Raw genomic sequence first — 25,410 nt, forward strand, 5'->3', positions numbered from 1 at the left:
GACAAAATCGGCGAAAAGTAGAAGATTGTCGGGGAAACCCAGCGCCAACTCCTACATTCCTACGACTCGATCCGGAACCATATGACCGCCGCAGTGGCCGCCCCTGAATCGGATCAGTATCCTAGCACCTCCTCGCCCGCCGACGCTAAGACCAAGCGGGTAGCCCAACAGGTTAAAACACGAATGATTGCTCTAGCCCGCCGCGCCGCAGGCCTGCTGCTCAGCACAGTTTGTCTGCCTCTTTCAGCCTTGGCTGCCGACCCACAACCCACCCATGAATTCACCCTCGATAACGGCCTTAAAGTGGTCGTGCGCGAAGACCATCGCGCGCCGGTGGTGGTTTCCCAGGTCTGGTACAAGGTCGGCTCGAGCTACGAAACCCCGGGCCAGACCGGTTTGTCCCACGCTCTGGAACACATGATGTTCAAGGGCAGCGCCAAAGTAGGTCCCGGCGAAGCCTCACTGATCCTGCGCGACCTGGGCGCCGAAGAAAACGCCTTCACCAGCGACGACTACACCGCGTACTACCAGGTACTGGCGCGTGACCGCCTGGGCGTCGCTTTCGAGCTGGAAGCCGACCGCATGGCCAGCCTGCGCCTGCCGGCCGATGAGTTCAGCCGCGAAATCGAGGTGATCAAGGAAGAACGCCGCCTGCGCACCGACGACAATCCGATGTCCAAGGCCTACGAGCGCTTCAAGGCGATGGCCTACCCAGCCAGCGGTTACCACACGCCAACCATCGGCTGGATGGCTGACCTTGAGCGCATGAAAGTCGAAGAGCTGCGCCACTGGTACCAGTCCTGGTATGTGCCGAACAACGCCACACTGGTGGTGGTCGGCGACGTGACGCCGGATGAGGTCAAGAAACTCGCCCAGCGCTACTTCGGCCCAATCCCCAAGCGTGACGTGCCACCGGCCAAGATCCCGCTGGAGCTGGCCGAACCTGGCGAGCGCTTGCTGACCCTGCACGTGCAGACCCAACTGCCAAGCGTGATCCTCGGCTTCAACGTGCCGGGCCTGGCGACTGCCGAAGACAAGCGCTCGGTGCAAGCCTTGCGCCTGCTCTCGGCCCTGCTGGATGGCGGCTACAGCGCACGTATCTCGGAGCAACTGGAGCGCGGTGAAGAGCTGGTCTCCGGCGCCTCCACCAGCTACGACGCCTATACCCGTGGTGACAGCCTGTTCACATTGAGCGCCACGCCGAACCAACAGAAGAAAAAGACCATTGCCCAGGCCGAAGCCGGCCTGTGGCGTTTGCTCGACGAGCTGAAAGCCAAGCCGCCGACCACCGAAGAACTGGAGCGTATCCGCGCCCAAGTGATTGCCGGTGTGGTTTACCAGCGTGATTCCATCACCAGCCAGGCCACGGCCATCGGCTCGCTGGAAACCGTCGGCCTGTCGTGGAAACTCATGGACACCGAGCTTGCCGACCTGCAAAGCGTGACCCCGGAAGATATCCAGAAAGCCGCACGGACTTATTTCACCCGCGAACGTTTGAGCGTCGCCCATGTTTTGCCCGAGGAGACCGCTCATGAGTAATCGCAAAAGCAGCCGCCTGATCTTCCCCGGCCTGGTCGTCGTCACCCTGATCGCCGCCAGCGCCGTGTACTTCCTGCGCCCGAGTGAATCGGTGGCCAGCCAGGCCCTGGACAAGGCGCAATCGGCCAACAAATTGCAATCTTTGGCGGAACTGGACGGCAAGGCGCCGACCAACCGCAAGCTCGACGTGCAAACCTGGACCACCGCCGAAGGCGCCAAGGTGCTGTTCGTCGAAGCTCACGAACTGCCGATGTTCGACATGCGCATCCTGTTCGCCGCCGGCAGCAGCCAGGACGGCAACACGCCCGGCGTGGCGCTGCTGACCAACGCCATGCTCAACGAAGGCATACCGGGCAAGGATGTCAGCCAGATCGCCAGCGGCTTTGAAGGGCTGGGCGCCGACTTCGGCAATGGCGCTTTTCGCGACATGGCGTTGGTGTCCCTGCGCAGCCTGAGCGACAGCGACAAGCGCGACGCGGCCCTGGCGCTGTTTGACCAAGTGATCGGCAAGCCGACTTTCCCGGCCGACTCCCTGGCGCGCATCAAGAACCAGATTCTTGCCGGTTTTGAATATCAGAAACAGAACCCCGGCAAGCTGGCCAGTCTTGAGCTGTTCAAGCGTTTGTACGGCGACCACCCTTACGCGCACCCAAGCGAAGGCACGCCCGAGAGCGTTCCGGCGATTACCCTGGCGCAGTTGCAGGCGTTCCACGCCAAGGCTTATGCGGCGGGCAACGCAGTGATCGCCGTGGTGGGCGATCTGACTCGCGCCGAGGCGCAAGCCATGACGGCCAAGGTCTCCGCATCGCTGCCCAAAGGGCCGGCCCTGGCCAAGATCGCCCAGCCGACCGAGCCGAAAGCTGGCCTGAGCCATATCGAGTTCCCGTCCAAGCAAACCCATTTGCTGTTCGCGCAACTGGGCATCGACCGCGCCGACCCGGACTACGCCGCCTTGTCCCTGGGCAACCAGATCCTCGGCGGCGGCGGTTTCGGCACCCGCTTAATGAGCGAAGTGCGTGAGAAGCGCGGCCTGACCTACGGCGTTTACTCCGGTTTCTCGCCGATGCAGGTGCGTGGCCCGTTCATGATCAACCTGCAGACCCGCGCCGAAATGAGCGGCGGCACCCTGCGCCTGGTTGAAGACGTGCTGGCCGATTACCTCAAGACCGGCCCCACGCAAAAGGAACTGGACGACGCCAAGCGTGAGCTGGCCGGCAGCTTCCCGCTGTCCACCGCGAGCAACGCCGATATCGTCGGGCAACTGGGCGCCATGGGTTTCTATAACCTGCCGCTGAGCTATCTTGAGGATTTCATGAAACAATCCCAGGCCCTGACCGTAGAGCAGGTCAAGGCTGCAATGAATAAACACTTGAGCGCCGACAAGATGGTCATCGTGACCGCCGGCCCGACGATTGCGCAAAAGCCACTACCGCCCCCCACTGATAAACCCGCCGAGCAGCCGCTCGGGGTTCCGGAGCATTAATGGCCAGTTCATCTCGCCCGAAAAAACCTGTCCACAACGTGCATAACGGTGTGGGCCAACTACGCATCATTGGCGGTGAATGGGGCAGCCGCAAGCTGAGTTTTCCCGACGTCGTGGGCCTGCGCCCAACGCCGGACCGCGTGCGTGAAACCCTGTTCAACTGGCTCGCGCCGTATATCGGCGGCGCCAAGGTACTGGACCCGTTCGCCGGCAGTGGCGCGCTGTTCCTGGAGGCGCTGTCCCGTGGCGCGGCCCAGGGCCAGGCGCTGGATGCCAGCAATGTGGCGGTATCCAGCCTCAAGGAACACTTGGGCACACTGCGCTGCACCACCGGCCAGGTGCAGACCGCCGATGCACTGCGCTACCTGGAAACCCAGGCGGCCAGCGAATACGACGTGGTGTTCCTCGACCCGCCGTTCAACCAGAACCTGTTGCCGACGGTGTGTGCGTTGCTGGAAGAACGCCAGTGGCTGGCACCCGACGCGTGGATCTACACTGAAAGCGAGACCGCGCCGTCGACCCTCGGCCTGCCGGGCAGCTGGCGCCTGCACCGGGAGCAGAAGTCCGGTCGGGTGTATTACGCGTTGTGGCACCGGTTGGTTGAAAGCGCTGCTTAACCTTAGGTAAATGTTGTAGTGAGCAGGATTGTTGTGGCGAGCAGGCTTGCCACAACAAGCTCGCATGCCACAGTGAGTTCGCTTGCTACCGAGAGTTTCATGATCCCGTCTTCTGAACTGTTCAAACCCGCCTTCGGCCTCGGCAACCCTCACTTGCAGACCTTGTGGGGTCCGCTGTGGCGCCCCACTACCCACATCGAACGCCAACGCGAACGCCTGTGGCTGGATGACGGCGACTTTCTCGACCTCGACTGGCACGGCCCACATGACGCGCAAGCGCCGTTGGTGCTGGTGCTGCACGGGCTGACCGGCTCGTCCAACTCGCCCTACGTGGCCGGGCTGCAAAAAGCCCTCGCCGCCCAAGGCTGGGCCAGCGCCGCCTTGAATTGGCGTGGGTGCTCGGGCGAGCCAAACCTGTTGGCCCGCAGCTATCACTCCGGTGCCAGTGAAGACCTGGCGGCGGCGATTGCCCATCTGCGGGCCAAGCGCCCCTTGGCGCCGCTGTACGCGGTGGGTTATTCGTTGGGCGGTAATGTGCTGCTCAAGCACCTGGGCGAAACCGGCGAGGCATCCGGTCTGCAAGGCGCAGCGGCAGTGTCGGTGCCGTTTCGACTGGACCAGTGCGCCGATCGCATCGGGCTGGGCTTTTCGCGGGTTTATCAGAAGCATTTCATGCGCGAGATGTTGGCGTATATCCGCGTCAAGCAAAGCCGCTTTGTAGAGGATGGCAGGGCCGAAGGGCTGAAAACCCTGGAAGCCCTGGGCTCATTGGAAAAAATGCGTACGTTCTGGGACTTCGACGGCCGGGTGACCGCGCCGTTGCACGGGTTCCTCAGCGCCGAGGACTATTACCGTCGCGCCTCGAGCCGTTACTACCTGGGCGAAATCCGCACGCCAACGCTGATTATCCAGGCCGCCGATGACCCGTTCGTGTTTGCTCATAGCCTGCCCGAGGCCAGTGAACTGTCGGATTGCACCGAGTTTGAGTTGTTGGCCAAGGGTGGGCATGTGGGGTTTGTGGATGGCACGCTCAAGCGCCCCAGTTACTACCTGGAGCGCCGTATTCCGCAATGGTTACTGACACAACACGGTTAAAACTGTGGGAGCTGGCTTGCCTGCGATGAGGGAGTGTCAGTCAGATAACTATTGGCTGACACACCGCTATCGCAGGCAAGCCAGCTCCCACAGTTTGATTGGGGTCACATGGCTGATAAATCAGTCGCCGGTTGCAATTTCCCGCTCTGGATCGGTAATCCACTCACTCCACGACCCCGCATACAACTTGCCCAACGGGTAACCGGCCAAACTCAAGGCAAACAAGTTGTGGCACGCCGTCACGCCCGAACCGCAATACGCCACCAGTTCATCCGGTGAGCGGCCCTGCAACTGCGCGGCGAAGCGCTGTTTAAGCTGATCGGCCGGCAGGAAACGGCCGTCACTGCCCAGGTTTTCGTTGAACGCCGCACATTGCGCACCGGGAATGTGCCCGGCAATCGGGTCAATCGGCTCCACTTCGCCGCGAAAACGCGCCTGGGCGCGGGCGTCGATCAAGGTCAGGCCCGGTTCGCTCAAGCGTTTTTGCAAATGCTCGGCATCCAGCAGCAGGCGGTTGTCCGGCTTACCGGCAAACGTTCCCGGCTCAACCACAGGCGCATCGAGGCTCAACGGGAAACCGGCGGCGTGCCAGGCCTTGAGGCCACCGTCCAGGATAAACACCCCGTCGCGCTTACCCAGCCAGGCCAGCAACCACCAGGCGCGGGCGGCATAGGCGCCGGGGCCGTCGTCGTACAGGACGATGTCGGTGTTGGCATGGATGCCCCAGGCCCGCAGTTGCGCAACCAAAGTGTCCGCTGCCGGTAGCGGGTGGCGACCCGTCACGCCTTTGGTCACCGGCCCACTGAGGTGGCGCTCCAGGTCGGCATATTGCGCGCCTTCGATATGCCCTTCGGCATAGCTGCACAGCCCGTAGTCCGGGTCTTCAAGGGCAAAACGACAATCCAGGATCACCAGCCCTGCGGCCTTCTGGCGTTCGGCCAATTGCTGGGGGCTGATCAGTTGGGCAAGCGGCATGACGGGCTCCTGTAAACAGATTCGGGATAGGTCCTACTTCACTTCTTCCAGTGCCTGGTTCAACGGCACGTAAAACTCTTTGAACAGCGCATCCACTGCCTCTTTCGCCTGAGGCGTGACAAACCCCGCCTCCAGCACCAGCACCTGATACACACCACGCTTGATCGCTTCGGCGCTCAAGTGCGCGGAGTTTTCATTGGTGGTGCACAGAAACCGCACCCACGAGGTGAGGATAATCCAGGCATTGAGGGTCAGGGCCTCGGTTTGCACCGGGTCCATATTGAGGATGCCGGCGTCGACAAACCCTTGGTAAATGGCCCCGCCCTGGATCAGGCAGCGCTGGGAAAACCGCCGGTAACCGGTGGCCAGTTCCGGGTCGCTTTCCAGCAGGTGTTCGAGGTCCCGATGCAGGAAGCGATAACGCCACATGCCGGCCAGCACGGCCTGCAGGTAAAAGCGCTTGTCTTCGACGGTGACGGCGCGGCCCTGGGGCGGGCGCAGAAAACTGTCCACCAACGCTTCGTACTCACGAAACAGCACGGCGATGATCGCCTGCTTGTTGGGGAAGTGGTAGTACAGGTTGCCCGGGGAAATTTCCATATGGGCGGCGATATGGTTGGTACTGACGCTGCGCTCACCCTGCTGGTTAAAAAGCTCCAGGCTGGTTTGCACAATGCGCTCGCTGGTCTTTACTCGTGGTGCCATAGGGGATCAGCTTCTGAACACGGGATGGGGCATCTTACGGCCTATCCTTGTCAGGATAAATCCGCATGTTGCTGCAATGACATTTGACAATTTAGAGCAATGACTCTAAAAATCCAGGCAGACCTATAACAATCGGGAACTGCGCCATGTCTGCCAACGTTGCCTACCTGCAAGATTCCCAGGCGCTGGATCAACTCCAGGACCTGTTCGACGCCCAACGTCACGCCTACGCGGCCAACCCGATGCCGCCCGCTGCACAGCGTCAGCAATGGCTGAAGGCTTTGCGTGATGTGCTCAGCGACGAACGCCAGGCATTGATCAATGCCATCAGCCAGGACTTCAGCCACCGCAGCGCAGACGAAACGCTGTTCGCCGAATTGATGCCCAGCCTGCATGGCATTCACTACGCCAGCAAACACCTCAAAGGCTGGATGAAACCTTCCCGGCGCGCGGTAGGCATTGCCTTCCAACCGGCCTCAGCCAAAGTCATCTACCAGCCGCTGGGTGTAGTCGGGGTGATTGTGCCCTGGAATTACCCGTTGTACCTGGCCATTGGCCCGTTGGTCGGGGCGTTGGCGGCGGGAAACCGGGTGATGCTCAAACTCAGCGAATCCACGCCCGCCACGGGCGAACTGCTTAAGGCGTTGCTGGCGAAGATTTTCCCCGAAGACCTGGTGTGCGTGGTGCTGGGCGAAGCTGAAGTGGGCATGGCATTTTCCAAACTGCGCTTCGACCACCTGCTGTTCACTGGCGCCACCAGCATCGGCAAGCATGTGATGCGCGCGGCCGCCGAGCACCTGACACCGGTCACCCTGGAACTGGGCGGCAAATCGCCGGCTATTGTTTCCGCCGATGTGCCACTCAAGGACGCCGCCGAGCGCATCGCCTTCGGTAAATGCCTGAATGCCGGGCAAACCTGTGTGGCACCCGACTACGTGCTGGTGCCGGAAGACCGCGTTGACGGTTTCGTCGAGGCCTACAGCAACGCCGTTCGCGGGTTTTATCCGACACTGGCCGACAACCCGGACTACACCGCCATCATCAATGAGCGGCAACAGGCCCGGCTCAATGCCTACGTCAAAGACGCCACCGACAAGGGCGCCACCGTGATTGCGCTGTATGACCAAGGCCAGGCACGGCGTATGGCCCATAGCCTGTTGCTGAATGTCAGCGACGAGATGACGGTGATGCAGGATGAAATCTTCGGCCCGCTGCTACCTATCGTGCCTTACCGCGGCCTCGACCAGGCGTTTGCCTACATCAACCAGCGCCCTCGCCCACTGGCTCTGTATTACTTCGGCTACAACAAGGGCGAACAGAACCGCGTGCTCCACGAGACCCATTCCGGCGGTGTTTGCCTTAACGACACGCTGCTGCATGTGGCCCAGGACGACATGCCCTTTGGCGGTATCGGCCCGTCGGGCATGGGCCATTACCACGGCCATGAAGGCTTCCTCACGTTCAGCAAGGCCAAGGGTGTGCTGGTCAAACAGCGCCTGAACGCGGCAAAACTGATCTACCCGCCTTATGGCAAAGCCATCCAGAAGTTGATCCAGAAGCTGTTTATCCGCTGATTCCGCCACCCTCGGGATAACAATAAGAATGAACCCTAGCCTGACTGAAACACCTGCGCTGTCACGGCGCGGCGTCCTGAAAATCGGCCTGTGCGCCAGTGCGTTCCTGGCCACCGCCGGCTTGGGGGCCAGCCTCAGCGGCTGTTCCAGCAGTACTCCGGCCAGTGGCTTTGCGATGCTGCGCAGCAGTGATTTGCCGTTTTTGCGCGCAATCATCCCGGTGCTGCTCGAAGGCGCGGCCAGCGCCCAGGACGTGGTCGCCGGCATCGAAGACACCCTGAAAAAACTCGACTACAGCCTGCAAAACCTGTCACCGGAGATGTTCAAGCTCACCCAGCAGCTGTTCGACGTGCTGAGCATGGGCATCACCCGTGGCCCGTTGACCGGCATTTGGGGCAGTTGGGAAAACGCCAGCAGCGATCAGATCCGCAACTTCCTGCACCGCTGGGAAAACAGCTACCTGAACCTGCTGCGCATGGGCCAGGGCTCGCTGCTCAAGCTGGTGATCATGGCCTGGTACTTCCGGCCGCAATCCTGGGCGCATTGCGGCTACCCCGGCCCGCCAAAGATCTAAGCCTGGCAACCCGCTCCCACATTGACCGTAACTTCGTAGCGTTTAACGCATAAAAATAAGAGTGCACTTCTATGCCCGTACCCGATCTGTTCCGCGATGGCCTGGCCCGTGGCTGGAAAACTCACAATGGCGCCGCCCTCAGCAATGACCTGACCCTGGAAGCCGACGTGGCCATCATCGGCAGTGGCGCGGGTGGCGGCACCACTGCCGAGATCCTCAGTGCCGCGGGCTACAAAGTACTGCTGATCGAAGAAGGCCCGCTCAAGACCAGCAGCGACTTCAAGCTGCTCGAAGACGAAGCCTACGCCAGCCTCTATCAGGAAGGCATCGGCCGCATGAGCAAGGACGGCGCGATTACTATCCTGCAGGGCCGTGCCGTCGGCGGTACCACGCTGATCAACTGGACCTCAAGCTTTCGTACACCCGACGCCACCCTCGCCCACTGGGCCAGTGAATACGCGGTCAAAGGCCACAGCAGCGCCGAAATGGCGCCATGGTTCGAAAAGATGGAACAACGCCTGGGCATCGCCCCCTGGGCCATTCCACCAAATGCCAACAATGATGTGATCCGCAAAGGCTGCGAAAAGCTCGGCTATAGCTGGCACGTGATCCCGCGCAACGTGCGCGGCTGCTTCAACCTGGGTTATTGCGGCATGGGGTGCCCGGTCAACGCCAAGCAATCGATGCTGGTGACCACCATTCCCTCTACGCTGGAAAAGGGCGGCGAACTGCTCTACCTGGCCCGCGCCGAGCACCTGAAATACAGCGGCGACACCATCAGCAGCCTTGAATGCGTGGCCATGGATGAACGTTGCGTGGCGCCTACCGGGCGCAAGATCACGGTCAAGGCCAAGCATTACGTGCTGGCGGGCGGCGGCATCAACAGCCCGGCGCTGTTGATGCGCTCGAGCGCGCCCGACCCGTATTCGCGGTTGGGCAAGCGTACCTTCCTGCACTTGGTGAATTTCTCCGCCGGGCAGTTCGACGAGGTGATCAACCCGTTCTATGGTGCGCCGCAGTCGATCTATTCCGACCACTTCCAGTGGCAGGATGGCACCACCGGCAAAATGTCCTACAAGCTGGAGGCACCGCCGCTGCATCCTGGCCTGGTCAGCACGCTGTTCGGTGGCTACGGCACCGCAAACGCGCTGGACATGAGCCAGTTGCCCCACACCCACGCCATGCTCGCCCTGCTGCGCGACGGTTTTCACCCCGACAGCCCTGGTGGCGCGGTGGAACTACGTGGCGACGGCACGCCGGTGCTCGACTATCAGGTCTCGGATTACGCCTGGGACGGCCTGCGCCGTGCGTTTCATACCATGGCCGAGATTCAGTTCGCGGCGGGCGCCAAGTCGGTCAAGCCGTTGCATCACGATGCACGCTACGTAAATACCCTGGCCGAAGCGCGCAGCCTGATCGACGGGTTGAGCCTGGAACTGCATCGCACCACGCTGGGCAGCGCCCATGTGATGGGCGGTTGCGCCATGGGCGAAGACCCGAAAAACGCGGTGGCCGACAGCCTCGGCCGTCATCATCAATTGCGTAACCTGTCGATCCACGACGGCTCGCTGTTCCCCACCAGCATTGGCGCCAACCCGCAATTATCGGTGTACGGGCTGACTGCGCAACTGGCGACGGCATTGGCCGAACGTCTGAAAACGGCATGAAAAAACCGGGTATTCACGGTATCTATCTACATAAGTCGACTTGGCCCACCGGGCATGCTGCGATACCATCCGGTTCCCCAACGGACTCCGCCAGGACGACGCGATGAACCGAGTGTTGTACCCAGGAACCTTCGACCCGATTACCAAAGGCCATGGCGATCTGGTCGAACGTGCGTCTCGCTTGTTCGACCATGTGATCATCGCGGTCGCGGCCAGCCCCAAGAAAAACCCGTTGTTTCCCCTGGAACAGCGTGTGGAGCTGGCGCAGGAGGTCACCAAGCACCTGCCCAACGTGGAAGTGGTGGGCTTTTCCACGTTGCTCGCGCATTTCGCCAAAGAGCAGAACGCCAATGTGTTCCTGCGTGGTCTGCGCGCAGTGTCGGATTTCGAATACGAATTCCAGCTGGCCAACATGAACCGCCAACTGGCGCCGGACGTGGAAAGTCTGTTCCTCACGCCGTCTGAGCGTTACTCGTTCATTTCCTCGACGTTGGTGCGTGAAATTGCCGCTTTGGGCGGAGATATCACCAAGTTCGTGCACCCGGCCGTGGCCGATGCGCTGACCCTGCGCTTCAAGAAGTAAGACCGCTCAACCGGCGCCCGCTCGCACTGCGGGCGCCAATGCGGCACAATTGCGCGCATTAGTTTTCAGATGCCCTGGCTGACAGCCCTGGCAGGAGTTTCCATGTCCCTGATCATCACCGACGATTGCATCAACTGCGACGTCTGCGAACCCGAGTGCCCGAACGCTGCGATTTCCCAGGGCGAAGAGATCTACGTGATCGACCCCAACCTGTGCACCCAGTGCGTCGGCCACTACGACGAACCTCAGTGCCAGCAAGTGTGCCCGGTGGATTGCATTCCGCTGGATGAAGCACGGCCGGAGACTGAAGAGCAGTTGATGGAGAAGTACCGGTTGATTACCGGCAAGGCCTGAAGTTATTTATTGCCTGCGATGGCGACATCAGCCATCACCCGGCATTCAGCTCTGGCACTTGGGGCAAAACACACTCGCCCGCTGCCCCAGCACCACATTGCGCAACTCGCTCCCGCAGACCTTGCACGCCTCGCCGCCCCGGCCGTAGACGTACAGTTCCTGCTGGAAATACCCCGGTTGCCCGTCGCCGCCGATAAAGTCCCGCAACGTGGTGCCGCCCCGCTCGATGGCCGCTGCCAGCACGCGCTTGATCTCGATCGCGAGCTTCAAGTAGCGCCCGCGTGAGATACCGCCCGCAGCCCGGCGCGGATCGATCCCCGCCGCAAACAACGCTTCCGTCGCGTAGATATTGCCTACGCCCACCACCACCGCGTTGTCCATGATGAACGGCTTCACCGCCATCGACTTGCCACGCGAGAGCTGGAACAGACGCTCGCCATCAAACAGCTCGGTCAACGGCTCCGGCCCCAGGCGCAGCAGCAGTTCGTGGTTGTGCGGGTCCTGGCTCCACAGCATCGCACCGAAACGCCGAGGGTCGGTGTAGCGCAGCGCCAGGCCAGACTCCAACTCGATATCCACGTGCTCATGCTTGAGCGCCGGCAAACCGACTTCCACCAAGCGCAAATTGCCCGACATCCCCAAATGGCTGATCAACGTGCCCACTTCAGCATTGATCAACAGGTACTTGGCCCGCCGCTCCACCAGCACGATGCGCTGCCCCGACAGGCGCACATCCAGGTCTTCCGGGATCGGCCAGCGCAAGCGCCGCTCACGCACCACCACCCGGCTGACACGTTGGCCTTCCAAATGCGGCGCAATCCCGCGGCGGGTCGTTTCGACTTCGGGTAACTCGGGCATGTGTACCTCTTGATTAAAGGGTCAGTGGGCGCCCAGTTCGCGAATGGACAGCTTCAGGCTTTCAAAGTCGTAGTCCGACAAGCCCACGTAATCCAGCACCAGATGGCCGATGGCATCCCACTCATGGTCCGCCGACTGGTTACCCAGCACGCGGCAGGACGAGCAGATGTGCTCGGCCATCTTGAGGATCGCCAGCAGGTTTTTAAGTTGCGGATTGCGCGATGACTCATCGCTGAAAATCGCCAGGGCATTGTGGTGGTTGGCGATCGCGTCGGTCACATGCTCCGGCAGTCGCCAGGATTTGGCGGTGTAGTAACCCACCACGGCATGGTTGGTGTTGAGCGCGTGGTTCTCGGTGTCGACCACCCGACAATCCGGGCCGGCATTGGCATACGCCTGCTCCAGCACCGCCATGTAGTTGGGGAAGCGCTTGAGCATCAGCGGCACGCCGCAATCGTGGAACAGGCCCAAGGCATAGGCCTCGTCGACCGCTTGCGAGCCGGTGCGCTTGGCCAGGGTCAGGCAGGTCATGGCCACGTCCTGGGCGGTGTCCCAGAAGCGGTTGAGCGTAACGATGGTGTCGTCGCTCATCTCGCCCTTGATCGACTGCGCGTTGATCAGGTTGATGACCGAGCGGCTGCCCAGCAGGTTCACCGCGCGCTGGATCGAGGCGATCTTGTTGCTCAGGCCGTAATACGGCGAGTTGACGATCTTCAGCAGCGCGCCGGACAGGCCCGGGTCCTGGGAGATCAACCGCGCGATCACTTCCAGGTCCGGGTCGGGCATGTACTGCTCCATCTGCAAATCCACCATGATTTGCGGTTGAGGCGGCACGCTGATGCCTTGCAGGGCCTGTTGGATCTGCTCGGCGGAAAGCTCTGGGGACATAAATACACACTCTGGACTAGGCGTGAATTCTAACCTTTATGAAGACCCGGCCGACACCCAAAAACCGAACTGGAACCGGATCAAACGTGGGAGCTGGCTTGTCGGGTCGCCGCACCGCTGCGAAAGCATCACCGCCGTACGTCAGATACACCGCGCCGTCCGCATCGCAGGCAAGCCAGCTCCCACAGAACAGCCGCACAACAGGGTATACTCCCGCTCTTTTTTCCGGAGCGACGTCATGTCCCTGCCAAGCCTGCGTCTCAAAGCCAACGCCGATCGTCGTTTGCGCAACGGCCACCTGTGGGTCTACAGCAACGAAATCGACGTGGCCGCCACCCCACTTCACGGCTTCCAGGCAGGCGACCAGGCTATCCTGGAAGCGGCCGGCGGCAAGACTTTGGGCATCGTGGCCATGAGCCCGAACAACCTGATCTGCGCCCGTCTGCTGTCGCGTGACATCAAGTTGCCGCTGGACAAGTCGTTGCTGGTGCACCGCATCAACGTCGCGCTGTCCCTGCGTGACCGCCTGTTCGACAAGCCGTTCTACCGCCTGGTCTACGGTGATTCCGACCTGTTGCCGGGCCTGGTGGTCGACCGTTTCGGCGACATCCTGGTGGTGCAGATCGCCTCGGCAACCATGGAAGCCCATAAGGAAGACGTGATCGCCGCGTTGACCCAAGTGCTCAAGCCAAGCGGCATCCTGTTCAAGAACGACTCCGCCGCGCGCGACGCCGAAGGCCTCAACCGCTACGTCGAAACCGTGTTCGGCCTGGTGCCGGAGTGGGTCGCGCTGGAAGAAAACGGCGTGAAATTCGAAGCCCCGGTGATCCAGGGCCAAAAGACCGGCTGGTTCTACGACCACCGCATGAACCGCGCACGCCTGGCCCCGTACGCCAAAGGCAAACGCGTACTCGACCTGTACAGCTACATCGGCGGTTGGGGCGTGCAAGCTGCGGCCTTTGGTGCCAGTGAAGTGTTCTGCGTCGACGCCTCAGCCTTCGCCCTCGACGGCGTAGAGCGCAACGCTGCGCTGAACGGGGTTGCCGAGAAAATGACCTGCATCGAAGGCGACGTGTTCGAAGCCCTGAAGGAACTCAAAGCCAGCGAAGAACGCTTCGACGTGATCGTCGCCGACCCACCGGCCTTCATTAAACGCAAAAAAGACATGAAGAACGGCGAAGGCGCCTACCGCCGCCTGAACGAGCAAGCCATGCGCCTGCTCAGCAAGGACGGCATCCTGGTCAGCGCCTCGTGCTCCATGCACCTGCCGGAAGACGACCTGCAGAACATCCTGCTGACCAGCGCCCGTCACCTGGACCGCAATATCCAGATGCTCGAACGCGGCGGCCAGGGCCCGGACCATCCGGTGCACCCGGCGATTGCCGAGACGCGTTATATCAAGAGCATTACGTGCCGGTTGTTGCCTAATAGCTGATAACAGGATGGTTCCCGTAGGAACAGTCAACGACTGATCCTACGGGCCTTTCAGCTATTTCCTACTGCCACTTCCATTGACTTCCCTTACCGCCAAACCGACTCTCTCCCCCCCAACAAGGAAGGATAGAGTGGTCCGGTCGATGCCTATTAGTACAGCCACATCAAACAAGTCATATTTCATCGTACTGTTGATGACCATGACGCTGCTCGCCGTCTTCCCCCTCGACGTAGTCCTGCCATCCTTTCCCGCCCTCTCCAATCACTTTGGCCACACGCCTTCAGAAATCGCCCAGTCCGTCAGTATTTTTGCCATTGGCCTGGCCGTCTCGTTGCTGCTGATAGGTCCGTTGTCTGACATGTTCGGCCGCAAAAAACTGCTGCTGGCAGGCATTGCTTTATCGGCGTTGGGTGCAGCCGGTTGTTTGCTGGCTCCGGATTTCAGTTGGTTTATCGGCTTTCGCGTGGTTCAGGCCGTAGGGTGCGGGGCGTTTGCCCTGTCGCAGGCGCTGATCCAGGACTTGTTTACAGGACGGGAACTGCAGCGGATTCGAATCTGGATGACCACTGCCGGCGGAGTGTTCATCTCAAGCTCGCCACTGATGGGCACCTGGCTGCAAATTTATGGCGGCTGGCAGGCAAGTTTTTACGTGTTTATCGTGTTGGCCATAGTGGTGTGGCTCTGGTCCGCACACCTGCTGCACGACTCGCGCAGCAGCCATCGCCCTTCACCGCTACAGTTCTTCAGCGGCTATTGGCTGCTGTTTTCCGACCTCCGTTTCGTCAGCTATTGGCTGATTTCCGCCCTGGCCTTTGCCTGCCATTTCTCGTTTATCGTGATGTCGCCCCTGATCTTCATGGAGCGTTTGAACCTGTCGACCTATCAATTCGCCTGGGCATTGCTGCTGTACGGCGCAGCCTACGTCTGCGGCGGAGTGATTGCCAGTTTCCTGCATCGCAAAATGGACGCCGACCGGCAAATCAACACCGGCCTGTTGCTGATCACTGTGTCAGGCCTGGTCATGCTCTGGCTGGCCTGGCAGTTCGGCCTGTCGGCCGCCACGGTGCTGATCCCGATGTTGATCTGCACAGCCGGCACCACCATCTGTCGACCCATCGCCAACTCCAAGGCCATGAGCCTCTACCCGCAACTGGCTGGCACGGCGACCTCTGCCGGTAGCTTGCTGATTTTCATGTGCGGCGGCCTGATCAGCCTGGTGATCAACCTGGCCACCACCAACCTGACCACCGCGCTAGCCCTGTGCTTTCTAATCCTGAGTGCCGCCGGGCTCGCCCTGAATGCGCTGATCAAACGACGCCCACACGTCCTGTAGCCGCTATCTTCACGGTTTCGATCATTCCCTCCAGCCACCAGCGGTGTAGAATCGGCCTATTCATCGCCAGTCATCCCCCGGCGGGTTTATGAGCTCGAGGCCCAAGCAAGCGGCGATCCCGCGACGCGAGTGGCAACTTTTGGACACCACGGCCATTTTTCGGGTGTTCCAGACGTCAATAGAAGCTCACTCCCCAGTAGTACCTGATTAGTAGTTACCTGATTAGCCGCCCGGAGTGCTCCATGCCAGATTACCGCTCGAAAACATCCACCCACGGCCGCAACATGGCCGGCGCCCGCGCACTGTGGCGTGCCACGGGGATGAAAGATGACGACTTCAAGAAGCCGATCATCGCGATTGCCAACTCGTTCACCCAGTTCGTACCGGGCCACGTCCACCTCAAGGACTTGGGCCAACTGGTCGCCCGCGAAATCGAACGCGCCGGTGGCGTAGCCAAGGAATTCAACACCATCGCCGTGGATGACGGCATCGCCATGGGCCATGACGGCATGCTGTATTCCCTGCCGAGCCGCGAGATCATCGCCGACTCCGTGGAATACATGGTCAACGCCCATTGCGCCGACGCCATCGTGTGCATTTCCAACTGCGACAAGATCACCCCTGGCATGTTGATGGCCGCCCTGCGCCTGAACATCCCGGTGATCTTCGTCTCCGGCGGCCCGATGGAAGCCGGCAAGACCAAGCTCGCCTCCCACGGCCTCGACCTGGTCGACGCCATGGTCATCGCCGCCGATTCCAGCGCTTCTGACGAGAAGGTCGCGGAATACGAGCGCAGCGCCTGCCCGACCTGCGGTTCGTGCTCCGGCATGTTCACCGCCAACTCGATGAACTGCCTGGTCGAAGCCCTGGGCCTGGCCTTGCCGGGCAACGGCTCCACGCTGGCCACCCACAGCGACCGCGAACAGCTGTTCCTGCAGGCCGGCCGCACCATCGTCGAGCTGTGCAAGCGTTACTACACCGAAAACGATGAGTCGGTGCTGCCGCGCAATATCGCCAACTTCAAGGCGTTCGAAAACGCCATGACCCTGGACATCGCCATGGGCGGTTCCACCAACACCATCCTGCACTTGCTGGCCGCCGCGCAAGAAGCCGAGATCGACTTCGACCTGCGCGACATCGACCGCCTGTCCCGTCACGTGCCGCAACTGTGCAAAGTCGCGCCGAACATCCAGAAGTACCACATGGAAGACGTGCACCGCGCCGGCGGGATCTTCTCGATCCTCGGTTCGCTGGCCCGTGGCGGTCTGTTGCACACCGACCTGCCTACCGTGCACAGCAAATCCCTTGCCGAAGGCATCGCCAAGTGGGACATCACCCAGACTGACGACGAAGCGGTGCATCACTTCTTCAAGGCCGGCCCGGCGGGTATCCCGACCCAGACCGCGTTCAGCCAGTCGACCCGCTGGGAAACCCTGGACGACGACCGTGAAAACGGCTGCATCCGCAGTGTCGAGCACGCTTACTCGCAAGAAGGCGGCCTGGCCGTGCTGTACGGCAACATCGCCCTCGACGGCTGCGTGGTGAAAACCGCCGGTGTGGATGAATCCATCCACGTGTTCGAAGGCCGCGCCAAGATCTACGAAAGCCAGGACAGCTCGGTACGCGGCATCCTTGCCGACGAAGTGAAAGAAGGCGACATCGTGATCATCCGCTACGAAGGCCCGAAAGGCGGCCCGGGTATGCAGGAGATGCTCTACCCGACGTCCTACCTGAAGTCCAAGGGCCTGGGCAAAGCCTGCGCCTTGCTGACCGACGGGCGTTTCTCCGGGGGTACTTCGGGGCTGTCCATCGGCCACGCCTCGCCGGAAGCTGCTGCCGGCGGTGCGATTGGTCTGGTACAGGATGGCGACAAGGTGCTGATCGACATTCCGAACCGCTCGATCAACCTGCTGATCAGTGACGAAGAACTGGCTGCACGCCGCGTCGAGCAGGACAAAAAAGGCTGGAAGCCGGTGGAGAAGCGTCCGCGCAAAGTCACCACCGCGCTGAAGGCCTATGCCCTGCTGGCCACCAGTGCCGACAAAGGTGCTGTGCGTAACAAGGCGATGCTTGACGGCCTGTAAGCCCCGCCCATAAAAATGCCCCGCCACGTGCGGGGCATTTTTTTTGCCTGAAGAAAATCCCCCAGACTACAGAGATCAACTGTGGGAGCTGGCTTGCCTGCGATGGCGGTGGGCCAGCCGACTCATGTATGGCCTGGCACACTGCTTTCGCGAGCAAGCCCGCTCCCACACTTGACCGAGTTCCAACATGAGCATGCGGTCGAATGTGGGAGCGGGCTTGCTCGCGAAGCAGGCGCCTCGGTATTACTGAATCTCGTCAGGTTTCACGATCACCCAGTTTTTATCCGCCGTCACCGGCAGCCCTTCCTTGGCCTGCGCCGCCGCGTGCTTGGCCATCATCCCGTTAAGCTGGGTCATGTATTTGTCCTTGCGGTTGATCCACAAGTGAACACCGCCCTTGGCCACGTCCACATCGTGGAACAGCATGTAGCCGTCGCTGGTCGGCGTATCACCGCCGACGATCACCGGCTTTTTCCACTCGTCGATGTAAGTCAGGATCGCTGCGTGCTTACCCGCCATCCACGTCGCCGGCGTCCACAGGTACGGGGTGAGTTCGAGGCCAAGGTTGGCCTTCTCGTCATATTTGCCCGCAGTGATCTGCTTACGCGCCGTGGTCAGCTCGCCAGTCTTGCGGTCTTTGAGCAAGGTGCTCACGCCAATCACGTTCTCGGGTTTGACGTTGTAGCCGTACTTAGGGTCGGCGGCGACCATGCGCACCAGCTCCTCGGAGGCGGCGGTCATCACATACACTTCGATGCCGTTTTCCATCAGCTTGTTGTACAGCTCGGCCTGGCCGGTGAAGACTTTTGGCGGCTGCACCTCGGATTTCTTCACCACGTCGCCTTCAAAATAGGTGACCGGCACCGGCTTGCCGGAAGCCATCAACTCGTCCACCTGGACCTTGAGTTCCTTGAGGGTGAAGCCCGAGAAAATCTGCGCAACCCACGGGTAGCAAACCATGTCGTCGACTTCGCAGAGGCGATAGTAGTAGCTGAACAAGCTTTCCTTGTGGTCGGCGGTGTCCTTGAACGGCATCAGCTTCAGGGACGGGTCCATGCTCTCGCGGGTGATCAGGCCCTTGTTTTCCATGTAGGGCAGCAAGGACTCTTCGAGGTCGTAGCGGTAACTGGTGTTGTCCATGTCGAACACCGCGAAGTTACCCTTGTTGGCATTCGCGGCGATCATCTTGTTCAGTTGCTCGGCGGCGGGCGCCGGCCAGTGTTTCAACTCGGTGGCGGCAAATGCCTGGCTGACGAGGCCGAGGCAGAAGGCAGCGGCAAGTAGTTTTGGCGCGAGCTTCATAAGCGTTTTATCCCTGAGTGAAAGACATCGACGCTAACAAATCTGTATGACAGTTATCGCCCGAGCACGACCGCTTGCGTCGTGATAACGCCAAGGGCATGTGCCTGAGCGCCAAATGCTTATTCCAAAAACGACAGTCGACATTCCATATTGGTATTAAATCAATATATTTCAAACTGTTAGGCTTCCCGGTTCGCAATCGCAGGCTCGCGCGATTGGCTGCCTTCTCAACGGAGCTTCAATGAATCTGCCCCTGATTCTCAACTTACTGGTGTTCGTGGCCCTGTTGCTGGGCCTGGCACAAACCCGTCGCACCAACTGGAGCCTCGCCAAGAAGGTGCTGTTTGCCCTCGTCTTGGGCGTGGTGTTCGGTACGGTGCTGCACACCCTTTATGGCGACGGCAACCCGGTGCTCAAGGCCTCGATCAGCTGGTTTGATCTGGTCGGCAATGGCTACGTGCAATTGCTGCAAATGATCGTGATCCCGCTGGTGTTCGCCTCAATCCTCAGTGCCGTGGCGCGCCTGCATAACGCCTCGTCCCTGGGCAAGATCAGCTTCCTGACCATCGGCACGCTGCTGTTCACCACCGCGATTGCGGCGCTGATCGGTATAGGCCTGACCAACCTGTTCGGCCTCACCGCCGAGGGCCTGGTGGCCGGCACCCAGGAAATGGCACGCCTGCAAGTGATCCAGAGCGATTACGCCGGCAAGGTGGCCGACCTGAATATCCCGCAGCTGCTGCTGTCGTTCGTGCCGGCCAACCCGTTTGCAGATCTTGCCCGCGCCAAGCCGACGTCGATCATCAGCGTGGTGATTTTCGCCGCATTCCTGGGGGTTGCCGCGCTGCAACTGCTCAAGGATGACGTGGAAAAGGGCCAGAAAGTGCTTAACGCCATCGACACTCTGCAAGCCTGGGTAATGCGTCTGGTGCGCCTGGTCATGAAGCTGACGCCTTACGGTGTGTTGGCACTGATGACCAAAGTGGTCGCCGGCTCCAACCTGCAAGACATCATCAAGCTCGGCAGCTTTGTGGTGGTCTCGTACCTGGCACTGGGCCTGATGTTTGTGGTGCATGGCCTGTTGCTGTCGCTGGCCGGGATCAACCCGCTGCGGTTTTTCCGCAAGGTCTGGCCGGTGCTGACGTTTGCCTTCACCAGCCGCTCCAGCGCAGCCGCCATTCCGCTGAGCATTGAAGCGCAGACTCGTCGCCTGGGTATCCCGCAGTCCATCGCCGGGTTTGCCGCCTCGTTTGGCGCGACCATCGGCCAGAACGGTTGCGCCGGTCTCTATCCGGCCATGCTGGCGGTGATGGTTGCACCGACCGTGGGCATCAACCCGCTGGACCCACTGTGGATCGCAACATTGGTGGCGATTGTGACCCTGAGTTCGGCCGGTGTGGCAGGCGTGGGCGGCGGTGCGACCTTCGCCGCGCTGATCGTGCTGCCGGCGATGGGCTTGCCGGTGTCACTGGTGGCGCTGCTGATTTCCGTGGAACCGTTGATCGACATGGGCCGCACGGCGTTGAACGTGAATGGTTCGATGACCGCCGGGGCGATTACCAGCCAGATCATGGGGCAGACGGATAAAGCGCTGCTGGATGCTGATGAGCATGCTGAATTAGCGCAGGTCTGATAGACCGCTATCGCAGGCAAGCCAGCTCCCACAGTTGAATCGGTTTCCTCAGGAGAACTCGGTCAACTGTGGGAGCTGGCTTGCCTGCGATGCTTTTAAGCTTTTTCCCAGACTTCGAAGTTGTACGCCGGCTTATCACCTTCAGCTGGATTCTCCAGGTTTGAAACCAGCTTCCATTGGTTCAAATCAAACTCCGGAAACCAGGCATCGCCTGCCGGGCTCAACGCCACCCGCGTCAAATACAGGCGATCCGCCTGCTCCAGCCCTTGCGCATACAACTGCGCACCGCCGATCAGCATCAGCTCATCCACGCCCTGTTCCAGCGCCCAGGCTTCTGCCCGCTCAACCGCCGCGTCCAGTGACGGAAAAACTTCCGCACCTTCCAGCGCCAAGCCGGTCTGACGGCTGACCACAATGTTCAGGCGCCCCGGCAACGGTCGGCCCAGGGAATCCCAGGTCTTGCGCCCCATAATGATCGGCTTGCCCAGCGTGGTGGCCTTGAAATATTTGAAATCCCCCGGCAAATGCCAGGGCATGCTGTTGTCGACGCCGATCACGCGGTTTTCACCGAGGGCTGCGATCAGGCTTAAAGGGAGAGTTTTTTTCATGCCGACGAGAATACCAGAGCCACGAGTCTGCGGTTATGCTCCAAGCTCACTTGCTCAACAGGACGGCGCGTGACTGCTCTGAACCCGCTGCATACACTTTGGCTGACCGAAACCGTACGCCTGCGCGAAGAACACGCAGGCCCATTGGAAGACCTGGAAGCCAACCGCCTGGCCCGCACGGCCGGTGGCGATTTGCCCACGCGCATCCAACAGCGCGCCCTGCACCTGGCCGAGCGCGATGGGCTGACGGCCGCCCTCACCCGCTGGCTGCAAGGCGCGCGTTTGGCGTTAGTGCTGCTGGCGGTAGTCGCCGTGATCAGTGGTGCCGGGCTGGCCTTTGCCGCCTTGGGCAACGGCCTGACGCCGGTGAATGTGTTCTGGGCCTTGGGCAGCCTGCTCGGCTTGAACCTGATCCTGTTAATCAGCTGGGCCTTGGGCTTGCTGTTTGCCGGTGAACACGGCGCCAGCCTCGGGCGGCTGTGGTTGTGGCTCAGCGAAAAACTTGCCCGCGATGCCAGGGCCGCACAATTAGCCCCTGCGCTGCTGTTGTTGTTGCAGCGCCAGAAACTCAATCGTTGGGCCGTGGGTGTGCTGGTCAACAGCCTGTGGTTGCTGGCGCTGCTCAGCGCCATGGTGATTCTGCTGACACTGCTGGCCACGCGGCGCTACGGTTTTGTGTGGGAAACCACCATCCTCGGCGCCGATACTTTTGTCGCCGTGACCCAAGCCCTCGGCAGCCTGCCCGCCTTGCTCGGTTTTAATGTGCCGACGGTGGAGATGATCCGCGCCAGTGGCGACTCGGCCCTGAATATCGAAAGCGCCCGCCAGGCCTGGGCCGCTTGGCTGGTAGGCGTGCTGCTGGTGTATGGCCTGCTGCCCCGATTGCTCCTCGCGCTGCTGTGTTTGTGGCGCTGGAAGCACGGCCGCGCTGCGTTGCGCCTGGACCTCAACCTGCCCGGCTACAGCCAACTGCGTGAACGCCTGATGCCCAGCAGTGAACGGCTGGGCGTCAACGACGCCGCGCCCGAACAACTGCACCACGTCACTGGCGGCATCAGCGAACTGGAAAGCGACGGCGCCCTGCTGGTGGCCATCGAACTCGACGGTCAGCACCCGTGGCCGCCCAAGCTGCCGAACAGCGTCAAGAACGCCGGCATCCTCGACAGCCGCGAATCGCGCAACAAACTGCTGGAACAACTCACGCGCTTCCCGCCCGCACGCCTGGCCATTGCCTGTGACCCGCGCCGCTCGCCGGATCGCGGCAGCCTGGCGCTGATCGCCGAGCTGGCCCGCAGCGCCACCGCCACCCGCGTATGGCTGTTGCAAGCGCCACCCGGCCAAGCGCTGGACGCCGAGCGCCTGGGCGACTGGCACGCCGCGCTGCAACAGTTGGAGCTGCCGTTCGCCGACTGTGCGCCGCTGAACTGGCTGGAGACCGGTCATGACTAAACCGCTGACTAACCCCCTGAAGCTCGCCGTGGTCGGCCACACCAATGTCGGCAAGACCTCGCTGCTGCGCACGCTGACCCGCGATGTGGGCTTTGGTGAAGTCTCCCATCGCCCCAGCACCACGCGGCATGTCGAAGGCGCGCGCTTGTCGGTAGACGGCGAAGCCTTGCTGGAGCTGTACGACACGCCCGGCCTGGAAGATGCCATCGCCCTGCTCGATTACCTCGAACGCCTGGACCGACCCGGCGAACGCCTCGATGGCCCGGCTCGATTGGTGCGGTTCCTGGAAGGCAGCGAAGCCCGCCAGCGTTTCGAACAGGAAGCCAAGGTGCTGCGCCAACTGCTGGCCTCGGACGCCGGTTTGTACGTGATCGACGCCCGCGAACCGGTGCTGGCCAAGTACCGCGACGAGCTGCAAGTGCTGGCCAGTTGCGGCAAGCCGTTGCTGCCGGTGCTCAACTTCGTCAGCAGCAGCGACCACCGCGAGCCGGACTGGCGCGAAGCCTTGGCCCGCCTCGGCCTGCATGCGCTGGTGCGCTTCGACAGCGTGGCGCCGCCGGAAGACGGCGAACGCCGCTTGTATGAAAGCCTGGCCCTGTTGCTGGAAAACGCACGGCCGCAGTTGGAACGCCTGATCCTCGATCAGCAAGCCCAACGCCAGGCCCGCCAGCAAAGCGCTGCACGCTTGATCGCCGAGCTGTTGATCGACTGCGCAGCGTGCCGACGCAGCGTGGCCACAGAGGATGAACAGCAAGCTATCAGCGACTTGCGCAAGGCTGTGCGCCAGCGCGAGCAAAAGTGTGTGCAAGCGTTGCTCAAACTGTTCGGCTTCCGCCCACAGGACGCCGCCGCCAGCGACTTGCCACTGCTGGACGGGCGCTGGGGCGATGATTTGTTCAACCCGCAAACCCTCAAGCAACTCGGCGTGCGCGTCGGTGGCGGGATCGCCGCAGGTGCCGCCGCCGGCGCGGGCGTGGATTTATTGGTCGGCGGCCTGACCCTCGGCGCCGCCGCCCTCGCCGGTGCGATCGCCGGTGGTGCGCTGCAAACCGCACGCAGCTACGGCAGTCGTCTGCTGGGCAAGATCAAGGGCCAGCGCGAGCTGACCGTTGACGACAGCGTGCTGCGCCTGCTCGCCCTGCGCCAACGTCAATTGCTCAAAGCCCTGAACCTGCGCGGCCATGCGGCGACGCACAGCATCAAAGTCGACACACCCCAGGACAAAACCTGGCGCGAAGGCAAGTTGCCGGAGGCCCTGCACAAGGCCCGTGCCCACCCGCAGTGGTCGTCGCTCAACCCTCACGCCAAACTCAGCCAGGCCGAGCGCCAGGACCAGCTTGAGGTGTTGGCAAACACACTCAATGACGCGGCGTTCAAGGCGTCGTGATGGACGGCGCGTGCCAATTGAACTTCAAGAACGTATCGGCGAGTTCTTGCACCAAGCCCTGGTCGACGTCATTGATGACGCCGTCATGGTTAATATCGAAGTGAATGTTCCACTCCAGTGCCCCATCATTATCAAAGTCATACGCAGCGTTCCACATGACCTGGGTTTTATCGCAAGGGGTGCCTTCGCCCTCATGCACGTGCAGGCGGACCGTATCGGGCGTGCCATCTTTATAAAAATCTTCGGTATAGACCTGCAGGTAGCGCGATGAGGCCAACCCACTGTTGAACCAGTTGAGCTTCAGATACGCACCGGCAAACTGATACAGCAGCGTATGGTCTGCATCGCTTTCCACCCCATCCTGGGTGACGTCCCCCAGGTGAAAATCAGTGCAGCCGTCTTCGATGAGGTCGAGCGCAACAGCGCGGTTAACGACAATGTCCTTGTTGTCGGCGCCGACTTCACAAAAGTGCAGCAAGACCGTATCCGGCCTGCCACTGCCAAAACGGTCTTGAGCAATCACCTTCAAATAGCGCATGGCGGCTTCCTAAAAAAGAATGAACCACCACGCTAATTCATGCCTCGCGCCCTCACCAGCGCACACAATCGATGCGCGCTGTAAGAAAGCTCGACAAAGGTCGCCCCTTAACGCCAGTTGAACTTCAGATACAGATTGGCCATTGATTGCAGCGCCTTTAGATCCATGGTGTCGAACAGTTCAAGGGGCAGCGCTTCGTCGTCCAGTTGCATCACGCCTTTACCAAGGCCATCGCAGGCGGTGACGCTGAATTTCAGACGTTGTTTTTCAATCATGGGTTTGTCGTTCTGATAGAGATCCAGGCGGACTTCGGCGGGGTCGCCTGCGACGGTGAAACGACTCACATAAAAGTTGATCGAGCGGTTGGGCATGGGTGGACGGCAGAGCCAATTCACTCTCAATACGGCATTGGCAAAATCCTTGAGTAACTCCCTGTCCTTCTCCCCCGAGACACCGTTGCCATCGATGTCACCGGTGATCTGGTAATCGACCCGGCCATCCGCCGATACATCGACGGCTGTGGCCTGGCGCACCCGCTCATCCGGCAACTTTGGCGTGCGTAGAAAAAACAGAAGCTCCACGGTATCCGCCAAAGCATTGGCACTTTGATCCTTCACGGCAACTCTCAAATAACGCATCTAAATCGCTCCCTTAATCAGAGGGCGTACTTTACTGAGTGCGCGGACGTTGACTCCATGCGCTGCGTCCGTGTCCTCGGTCGGAATTACG

23 protein-coding genes are annotated in these 25,410 nt (G+C 61.1%); 15 read left to right on the forward strand and 8 right to left on the reverse strand.

Annotated features, from left to right (window positions below):
• The first annotated feature begins 183 nt into the window (after nucleotides 1–183).
• The 4 genes from BFP92_RS04795 (at nucleotide 184) to BFP92_RS04810 (ending at nucleotide 4,734) form a co-directional block, all read left to right on the forward strand.
• Complete coding sequence (locus BFP92_RS04795; RefSeq protein ID WP_065912227.1) at nucleotides 184–1,539, forward strand: M16 family metallopeptidase; 1,356 nt, start codon at nucleotides 184–186, stop codon at nucleotides 1,537–1,539.
• Nucleotides 1,532–3,022: a M16 family metallopeptidase gene (locus tag BFP92_RS04800; protein WP_065912228.1), complete on the forward strand. Its 1,491-nt coding sequence runs from the start codon at nucleotides 1,532–1,534 to the stop codon at nucleotides 3,020–3,022. Before BFP92_RS04795 ends, BFP92_RS04800 begins: the two co-directional genes overlap by 8 nt.
• A complete protein-coding gene (gene rsmD, locus BFP92_RS04805) occupies nucleotides 3,022–3,639 on the forward strand; it encodes a 16S rRNA (guanine(966)-N(2))-methyltransferase RsmD (RefSeq protein ID WP_056857682.1) in 618 nt (205 codons plus the stop codon). Before BFP92_RS04800 ends, rsmD begins: the two co-directional genes overlap by 1 nt.
• Nucleotides 3,640–3,738: 99 nt before the next feature.
• The gene (locus BFP92_RS04810) at nucleotides 3,739–4,734 is read left to right on the forward strand and encodes a hydrolase (RefSeq protein WP_065912229.1); all 996 of its coding nucleotides are present in this window, start codon (nucleotides 3,739–3,741) and stop codon (nucleotides 4,732–4,734) included.
• A gap of 120 nt (nucleotides 4,735–4,854) precedes the next feature.
• Here the strand turns inward: BFP92_RS04810 and BFP92_RS04815 are convergent, their stop codons facing one another.
• A complete protein-coding gene (locus BFP92_RS04815) occupies nucleotides 4,855–5,709 on the reverse strand; it encodes a sulfurtransferase (protein WP_065912230.1) in 855 nt (284 codons plus the stop codon).
• 33 nt (nucleotides 5,710–5,742) lie between these two features.
• On the reverse strand, nucleotides 5,743–6,414 hold the full coding sequence (locus BFP92_RS04820; protein ID WP_025859550.1) for a TetR/AcrR family transcriptional regulator: 672 nt from the start codon (nucleotides 6,412–6,414) through the stop codon (nucleotides 5,743–5,745).
• Nucleotides 6,415–6,560: 146 nt separating this feature from the next.
• Here BFP92_RS04820 and BFP92_RS04825 point away from each other — a divergent pair, with 146 nt between their 5' ends.
• The 5 genes from BFP92_RS04825 to BFP92_RS04845 all read left to right on the forward strand — a co-directional run bounded on the left by BFP92_RS04825 (nucleotide 6,561) and on the right by BFP92_RS04845 (nucleotide 11,166).
• The gene (locus BFP92_RS04825) at nucleotides 6,561–7,988 is read left to right on the forward strand and encodes a coniferyl aldehyde dehydrogenase (RefSeq protein ID WP_065912232.1); all 1,428 of its coding nucleotides are present in this window, start codon (nucleotides 6,561–6,563) and stop codon (nucleotides 7,986–7,988) included.
• A 28-nt stretch (nucleotides 7,989–8,016) separates the two neighbouring features.
• Entirely contained in the window at nucleotides 8,017–8,562 is a 546-nt protein-coding gene (locus BFP92_RS04830) for a hypothetical protein (protein WP_017139473.1), read from the forward strand.
• Between the two features lie 71 nt (nucleotides 8,563–8,633).
• Complete coding sequence (locus BFP92_RS04835) at nucleotides 8,634–10,229, forward strand: GMC family oxidoreductase (RefSeq protein WP_065912233.1); 1,596 nt, start codon at nucleotides 8,634–8,636, stop codon at nucleotides 10,227–10,229.
• A 103-nt stretch (nucleotides 10,230–10,332) separates the two neighbouring features.
• The gene (gene coaD, locus BFP92_RS04840) at nucleotides 10,333–10,812 is read left to right on the forward strand and encodes a pantetheine-phosphate adenylyltransferase (RefSeq protein WP_003195136.1); all 480 of its coding nucleotides are present in this window, start codon (nucleotides 10,333–10,335) and stop codon (nucleotides 10,810–10,812) included.
• Between the two features lie 102 nt (nucleotides 10,813–10,914).
• Nucleotides 10,915–11,166 carry a YfhL family 4Fe-4S dicluster ferredoxin gene (locus tag BFP92_RS04845; protein ID WP_029300613.1) on the forward strand — a complete coding sequence of 84 codons (252 nt, stop codon included), beginning with the start codon at nucleotides 10,915–10,917 and terminating at the stop codon, nucleotides 11,164–11,166.
• A gap of 45 nt (nucleotides 11,167–11,211) precedes the next feature.
• Here the strand turns inward: BFP92_RS04845 and mutM are convergent, their stop codons facing one another.
• Together mutM and BFP92_RS04855 are read right to left on the reverse strand one after the other, a co-directional pair.
• Complete coding sequence (gene mutM / locus BFP92_RS04850) at nucleotides 11,212–12,024, reverse strand: bifunctional DNA-formamidopyrimidine glycosylase/DNA-(apurinic or apyrimidinic site) lyase (protein ID WP_065912235.1); 813 nt, start codon at nucleotides 12,022–12,024, stop codon at nucleotides 11,212–11,214.
• 21 nt (nucleotides 12,025–12,045) lie between these two features.
• Nucleotides 12,046–12,858: an HDOD domain-containing protein gene (locus BFP92_RS04855; protein ID WP_170875820.1), complete on the reverse strand. Its 813-nt coding sequence runs from the start codon at nucleotides 12,856–12,858 to the stop codon at nucleotides 12,046–12,048.
• A gap of 292 nt (nucleotides 12,859–13,150) precedes the next feature.
• Between BFP92_RS04855 and BFP92_RS04860 the strand changes: the two genes are divergently transcribed.
• From BFP92_RS04860 to ilvD, 3 genes are all read left to right on the forward strand, one after another.
• Nucleotides 13,151–14,347 (forward strand): class I SAM-dependent rRNA methyltransferase, encoded by a 1,197-nt coding sequence (locus tag BFP92_RS04860; protein ID WP_003213799.1) that lies wholly within the window; start codon nucleotides 13,151–13,153, stop codon nucleotides 14,345–14,347.
• Nucleotides 14,348–14,489: 142 nt separating this feature from the next.
• Nucleotides 14,490–15,680 (forward strand): MFS transporter, encoded by a 1,191-nt coding sequence (locus BFP92_RS04865; RefSeq protein WP_065912239.1) that lies wholly within the window; start codon nucleotides 14,490–14,492, stop codon nucleotides 15,678–15,680.
• Between the two features lie 242 nt (nucleotides 15,681–15,922).
• Nucleotides 15,923–17,764, forward strand: coding sequence for a dihydroxy-acid dehydratase (ilvD, locus tag BFP92_RS04870; protein ID WP_017139479.1), 1,842 nt, complete (start codon nucleotides 15,923–15,925; stop codon nucleotides 17,762–17,764).
• Nucleotides 17,765–18,007: 243 nt separating this feature from the next.
• Here ilvD and BFP92_RS04875 read toward each other — a convergent pair whose 3' ends face one another.
• Entirely contained in the window at nucleotides 18,008–19,066 is a 1,059-nt protein-coding gene (locus BFP92_RS04875; RefSeq protein ID WP_065912241.1) for an HAD family hydrolase, read from the reverse strand.
• A gap of 241 nt (nucleotides 19,067–19,307) precedes the next feature.
• On the opposite strand from BFP92_RS04875, the gene BFP92_RS04880 reads away from it, so the two are divergent.
• Nucleotides 19,308–20,699, forward strand: coding sequence for an L-cystine transporter (locus BFP92_RS04880; RefSeq protein ID WP_065912243.1), 1,392 nt, complete (start codon nucleotides 19,308–19,310; stop codon nucleotides 20,697–20,699).
• 95 nt (nucleotides 20,700–20,794) lie between these two features.
• Here BFP92_RS04880 and BFP92_RS04885 read toward each other — a convergent pair whose 3' ends face one another.
• Nucleotides 20,795–21,307, reverse strand: coding sequence for a dihydrofolate reductase (locus BFP92_RS04885; RefSeq protein WP_065912245.1), 513 nt, complete (start codon nucleotides 21,305–21,307; stop codon nucleotides 20,795–20,797).
• Nucleotides 21,308–21,376: 69 nt separating this feature from the next.
• On the opposite strand from BFP92_RS04885, the gene BFP92_RS04890 reads away from it, so the two are divergent.
• Together BFP92_RS04890 and BFP92_RS04895 are read left to right on the forward strand one after the other, a co-directional pair.
• A complete protein-coding gene (locus tag BFP92_RS04890) occupies nucleotides 21,377–22,756 on the forward strand; it encodes a DUF2868 domain-containing protein (protein ID WP_065912250.1) in 1,380 nt (459 codons plus the stop codon).
• Between the two features lie 4 nt (nucleotides 22,757–22,760).
• Nucleotides 22,761–24,143 carry a DUF3482 domain-containing protein gene (locus BFP92_RS04895; protein ID WP_065912286.1) on the forward strand — a complete coding sequence of 461 codons (1,383 nt, stop codon included), beginning with the start codon at nucleotides 22,761–22,763 and terminating at the stop codon, nucleotides 24,141–24,143.
• Here the strand turns inward: BFP92_RS04895 and BFP92_RS04900 are convergent.
• Both BFP92_RS04900 and BFP92_RS04905 read right to left on the reverse strand, forming a co-directional pair.
• Complete coding sequence (locus BFP92_RS04900; RefSeq protein WP_065912252.1) at nucleotides 24,130–24,681, reverse strand: hypothetical protein; 552 nt, start codon at nucleotides 24,679–24,681, stop codon at nucleotides 24,130–24,132. The genes BFP92_RS04895 and BFP92_RS04900 overlap by 14 nt on opposite strands.
• A gap of 107 nt (nucleotides 24,682–24,788) precedes the next feature.
• Nucleotides 24,789–25,319 (reverse strand): hypothetical protein, encoded by a 531-nt coding sequence (locus tag BFP92_RS04905; RefSeq protein ID WP_065912254.1) that lies wholly within the window; start codon nucleotides 25,317–25,319, stop codon nucleotides 24,789–24,791.
• Between the last annotated feature and the right edge of the window lie 91 nt (nucleotides 25,320–25,410).

Origin of the sequence: Pseudomonas sp. 58 R 3, assembly GCF_900006605.1 — a bacterium.
GTDB classification, from domain to species: domain Bacteria; phylum Pseudomonadota; class Gammaproteobacteria; order Pseudomonadales; family Pseudomonadaceae; genus Aquipseudomonas; species Aquipseudomonas salomonii.

Bases quoted from the DNA above. Each gene is read 5' to 3' on its own strand.
- BFP92_RS04795 (WP_065912227.1), top strand. From the start codon at position 184: ATGATTGCTCTAGCCCGCCGCGCCGCAGGCCTGCTGCTCAGCACAGTT.
- BFP92_RS04800 (WP_065912228.1), top strand. From the start codon at position 1,532: ATGAGTAATCGCAAAAGCAGCCGCCTGATCTTCCCCGGCCTGGTCGTC.
- rsmD (WP_056857682.1), top strand. From the start codon at position 3,022: ATGGCCAGTTCATCTCGCCCGAAAAAACCTGTCCACAACGTGCATAAC.
- BFP92_RS04810 (WP_065912229.1), top strand. From the start codon at position 3,739: ATGATCCCGTCTTCTGAACTGTTCAAACCCGCCTTCGGCCTCGGCAAC.
- BFP92_RS04815 (WP_065912230.1), bottom strand. From the start codon at position 5,709: ATGCCGCTTGCCCAACTGATCAGCCCCCAGCAATTGGCCGAACGCCAG.
- BFP92_RS04820 (WP_025859550.1), bottom strand. From the start codon at position 6,414: ATGGCACCACGAGTAAAGACCAGCGAGCGCATTGTGCAAACCAGCCTG.
- BFP92_RS04825 (WP_065912232.1), top strand. From the start codon at position 6,561: ATGTCTGCCAACGTTGCCTACCTGCAAGATTCCCAGGCGCTGGATCAA.
- BFP92_RS04830 (WP_017139473.1), top strand. From the start codon at position 8,017: ATGAACCCTAGCCTGACTGAAACACCTGCGCTGTCACGGCGCGGCGTC.
- BFP92_RS04835 (WP_065912233.1), top strand. From the start codon at position 8,634: ATGCCCGTACCCGATCTGTTCCGCGATGGCCTGGCCCGTGGCTGGAAA.
- coaD (WP_003195136.1), top strand. From the start codon at position 10,333: ATGAACCGAGTGTTGTACCCAGGAACCTTCGACCCGATTACCAAAGGC.
- BFP92_RS04845 (WP_029300613.1), top strand. From the start codon at position 10,915: ATGTCCCTGATCATCACCGACGATTGCATCAACTGCGACGTCTGCGAA.
- mutM (WP_065912235.1), bottom strand. From the start codon at position 12,024: ATGCCCGAGTTACCCGAAGTCGAAACGACCCGCCGCGGGATTGCGCCG.
- BFP92_RS04860 (WP_003213799.1), top strand. From the start codon at position 13,151: ATGTCCCTGCCAAGCCTGCGTCTCAAAGCCAACGCCGATCGTCGTTTG.
- BFP92_RS04865 (WP_065912239.1), top strand. From the start codon at position 14,490: ATGCCTATTAGTACAGCCACATCAAACAAGTCATATTTCATCGTACTG.
- ilvD (WP_017139479.1), top strand. From the start codon at position 15,923: ATGCCAGATTACCGCTCGAAAACATCCACCCACGGCCGCAACATGGCC.
- BFP92_RS04875 (WP_065912241.1), bottom strand. From the start codon at position 19,066: ATGAAGCTCGCGCCAAAACTACTTGCCGCTGCCTTCTGCCTCGGCCTC.
- BFP92_RS04880 (WP_065912243.1), top strand. From the start codon at position 19,308: ATGAATCTGCCCCTGATTCTCAACTTACTGGTGTTCGTGGCCCTGTTG.
- BFP92_RS04885 (WP_065912245.1), bottom strand. From the start codon at position 21,307: ATGAAAAAAACTCTCCCTTTAAGCCTGATCGCAGCCCTCGGTGAAAAC.
- BFP92_RS04900 (WP_065912252.1), bottom strand. From the start codon at position 24,681: ATGCGCTATTTGAAGGTGATTGCTCAAGACCGTTTTGGCAGTGGCAGG.
- BFP92_RS04905 (WP_065912254.1), bottom strand. From the start codon at position 25,319: ATGCGTTATTTGAGAGTTGCCGTGAAGGATCAAAGTGCCAATGCTTTG.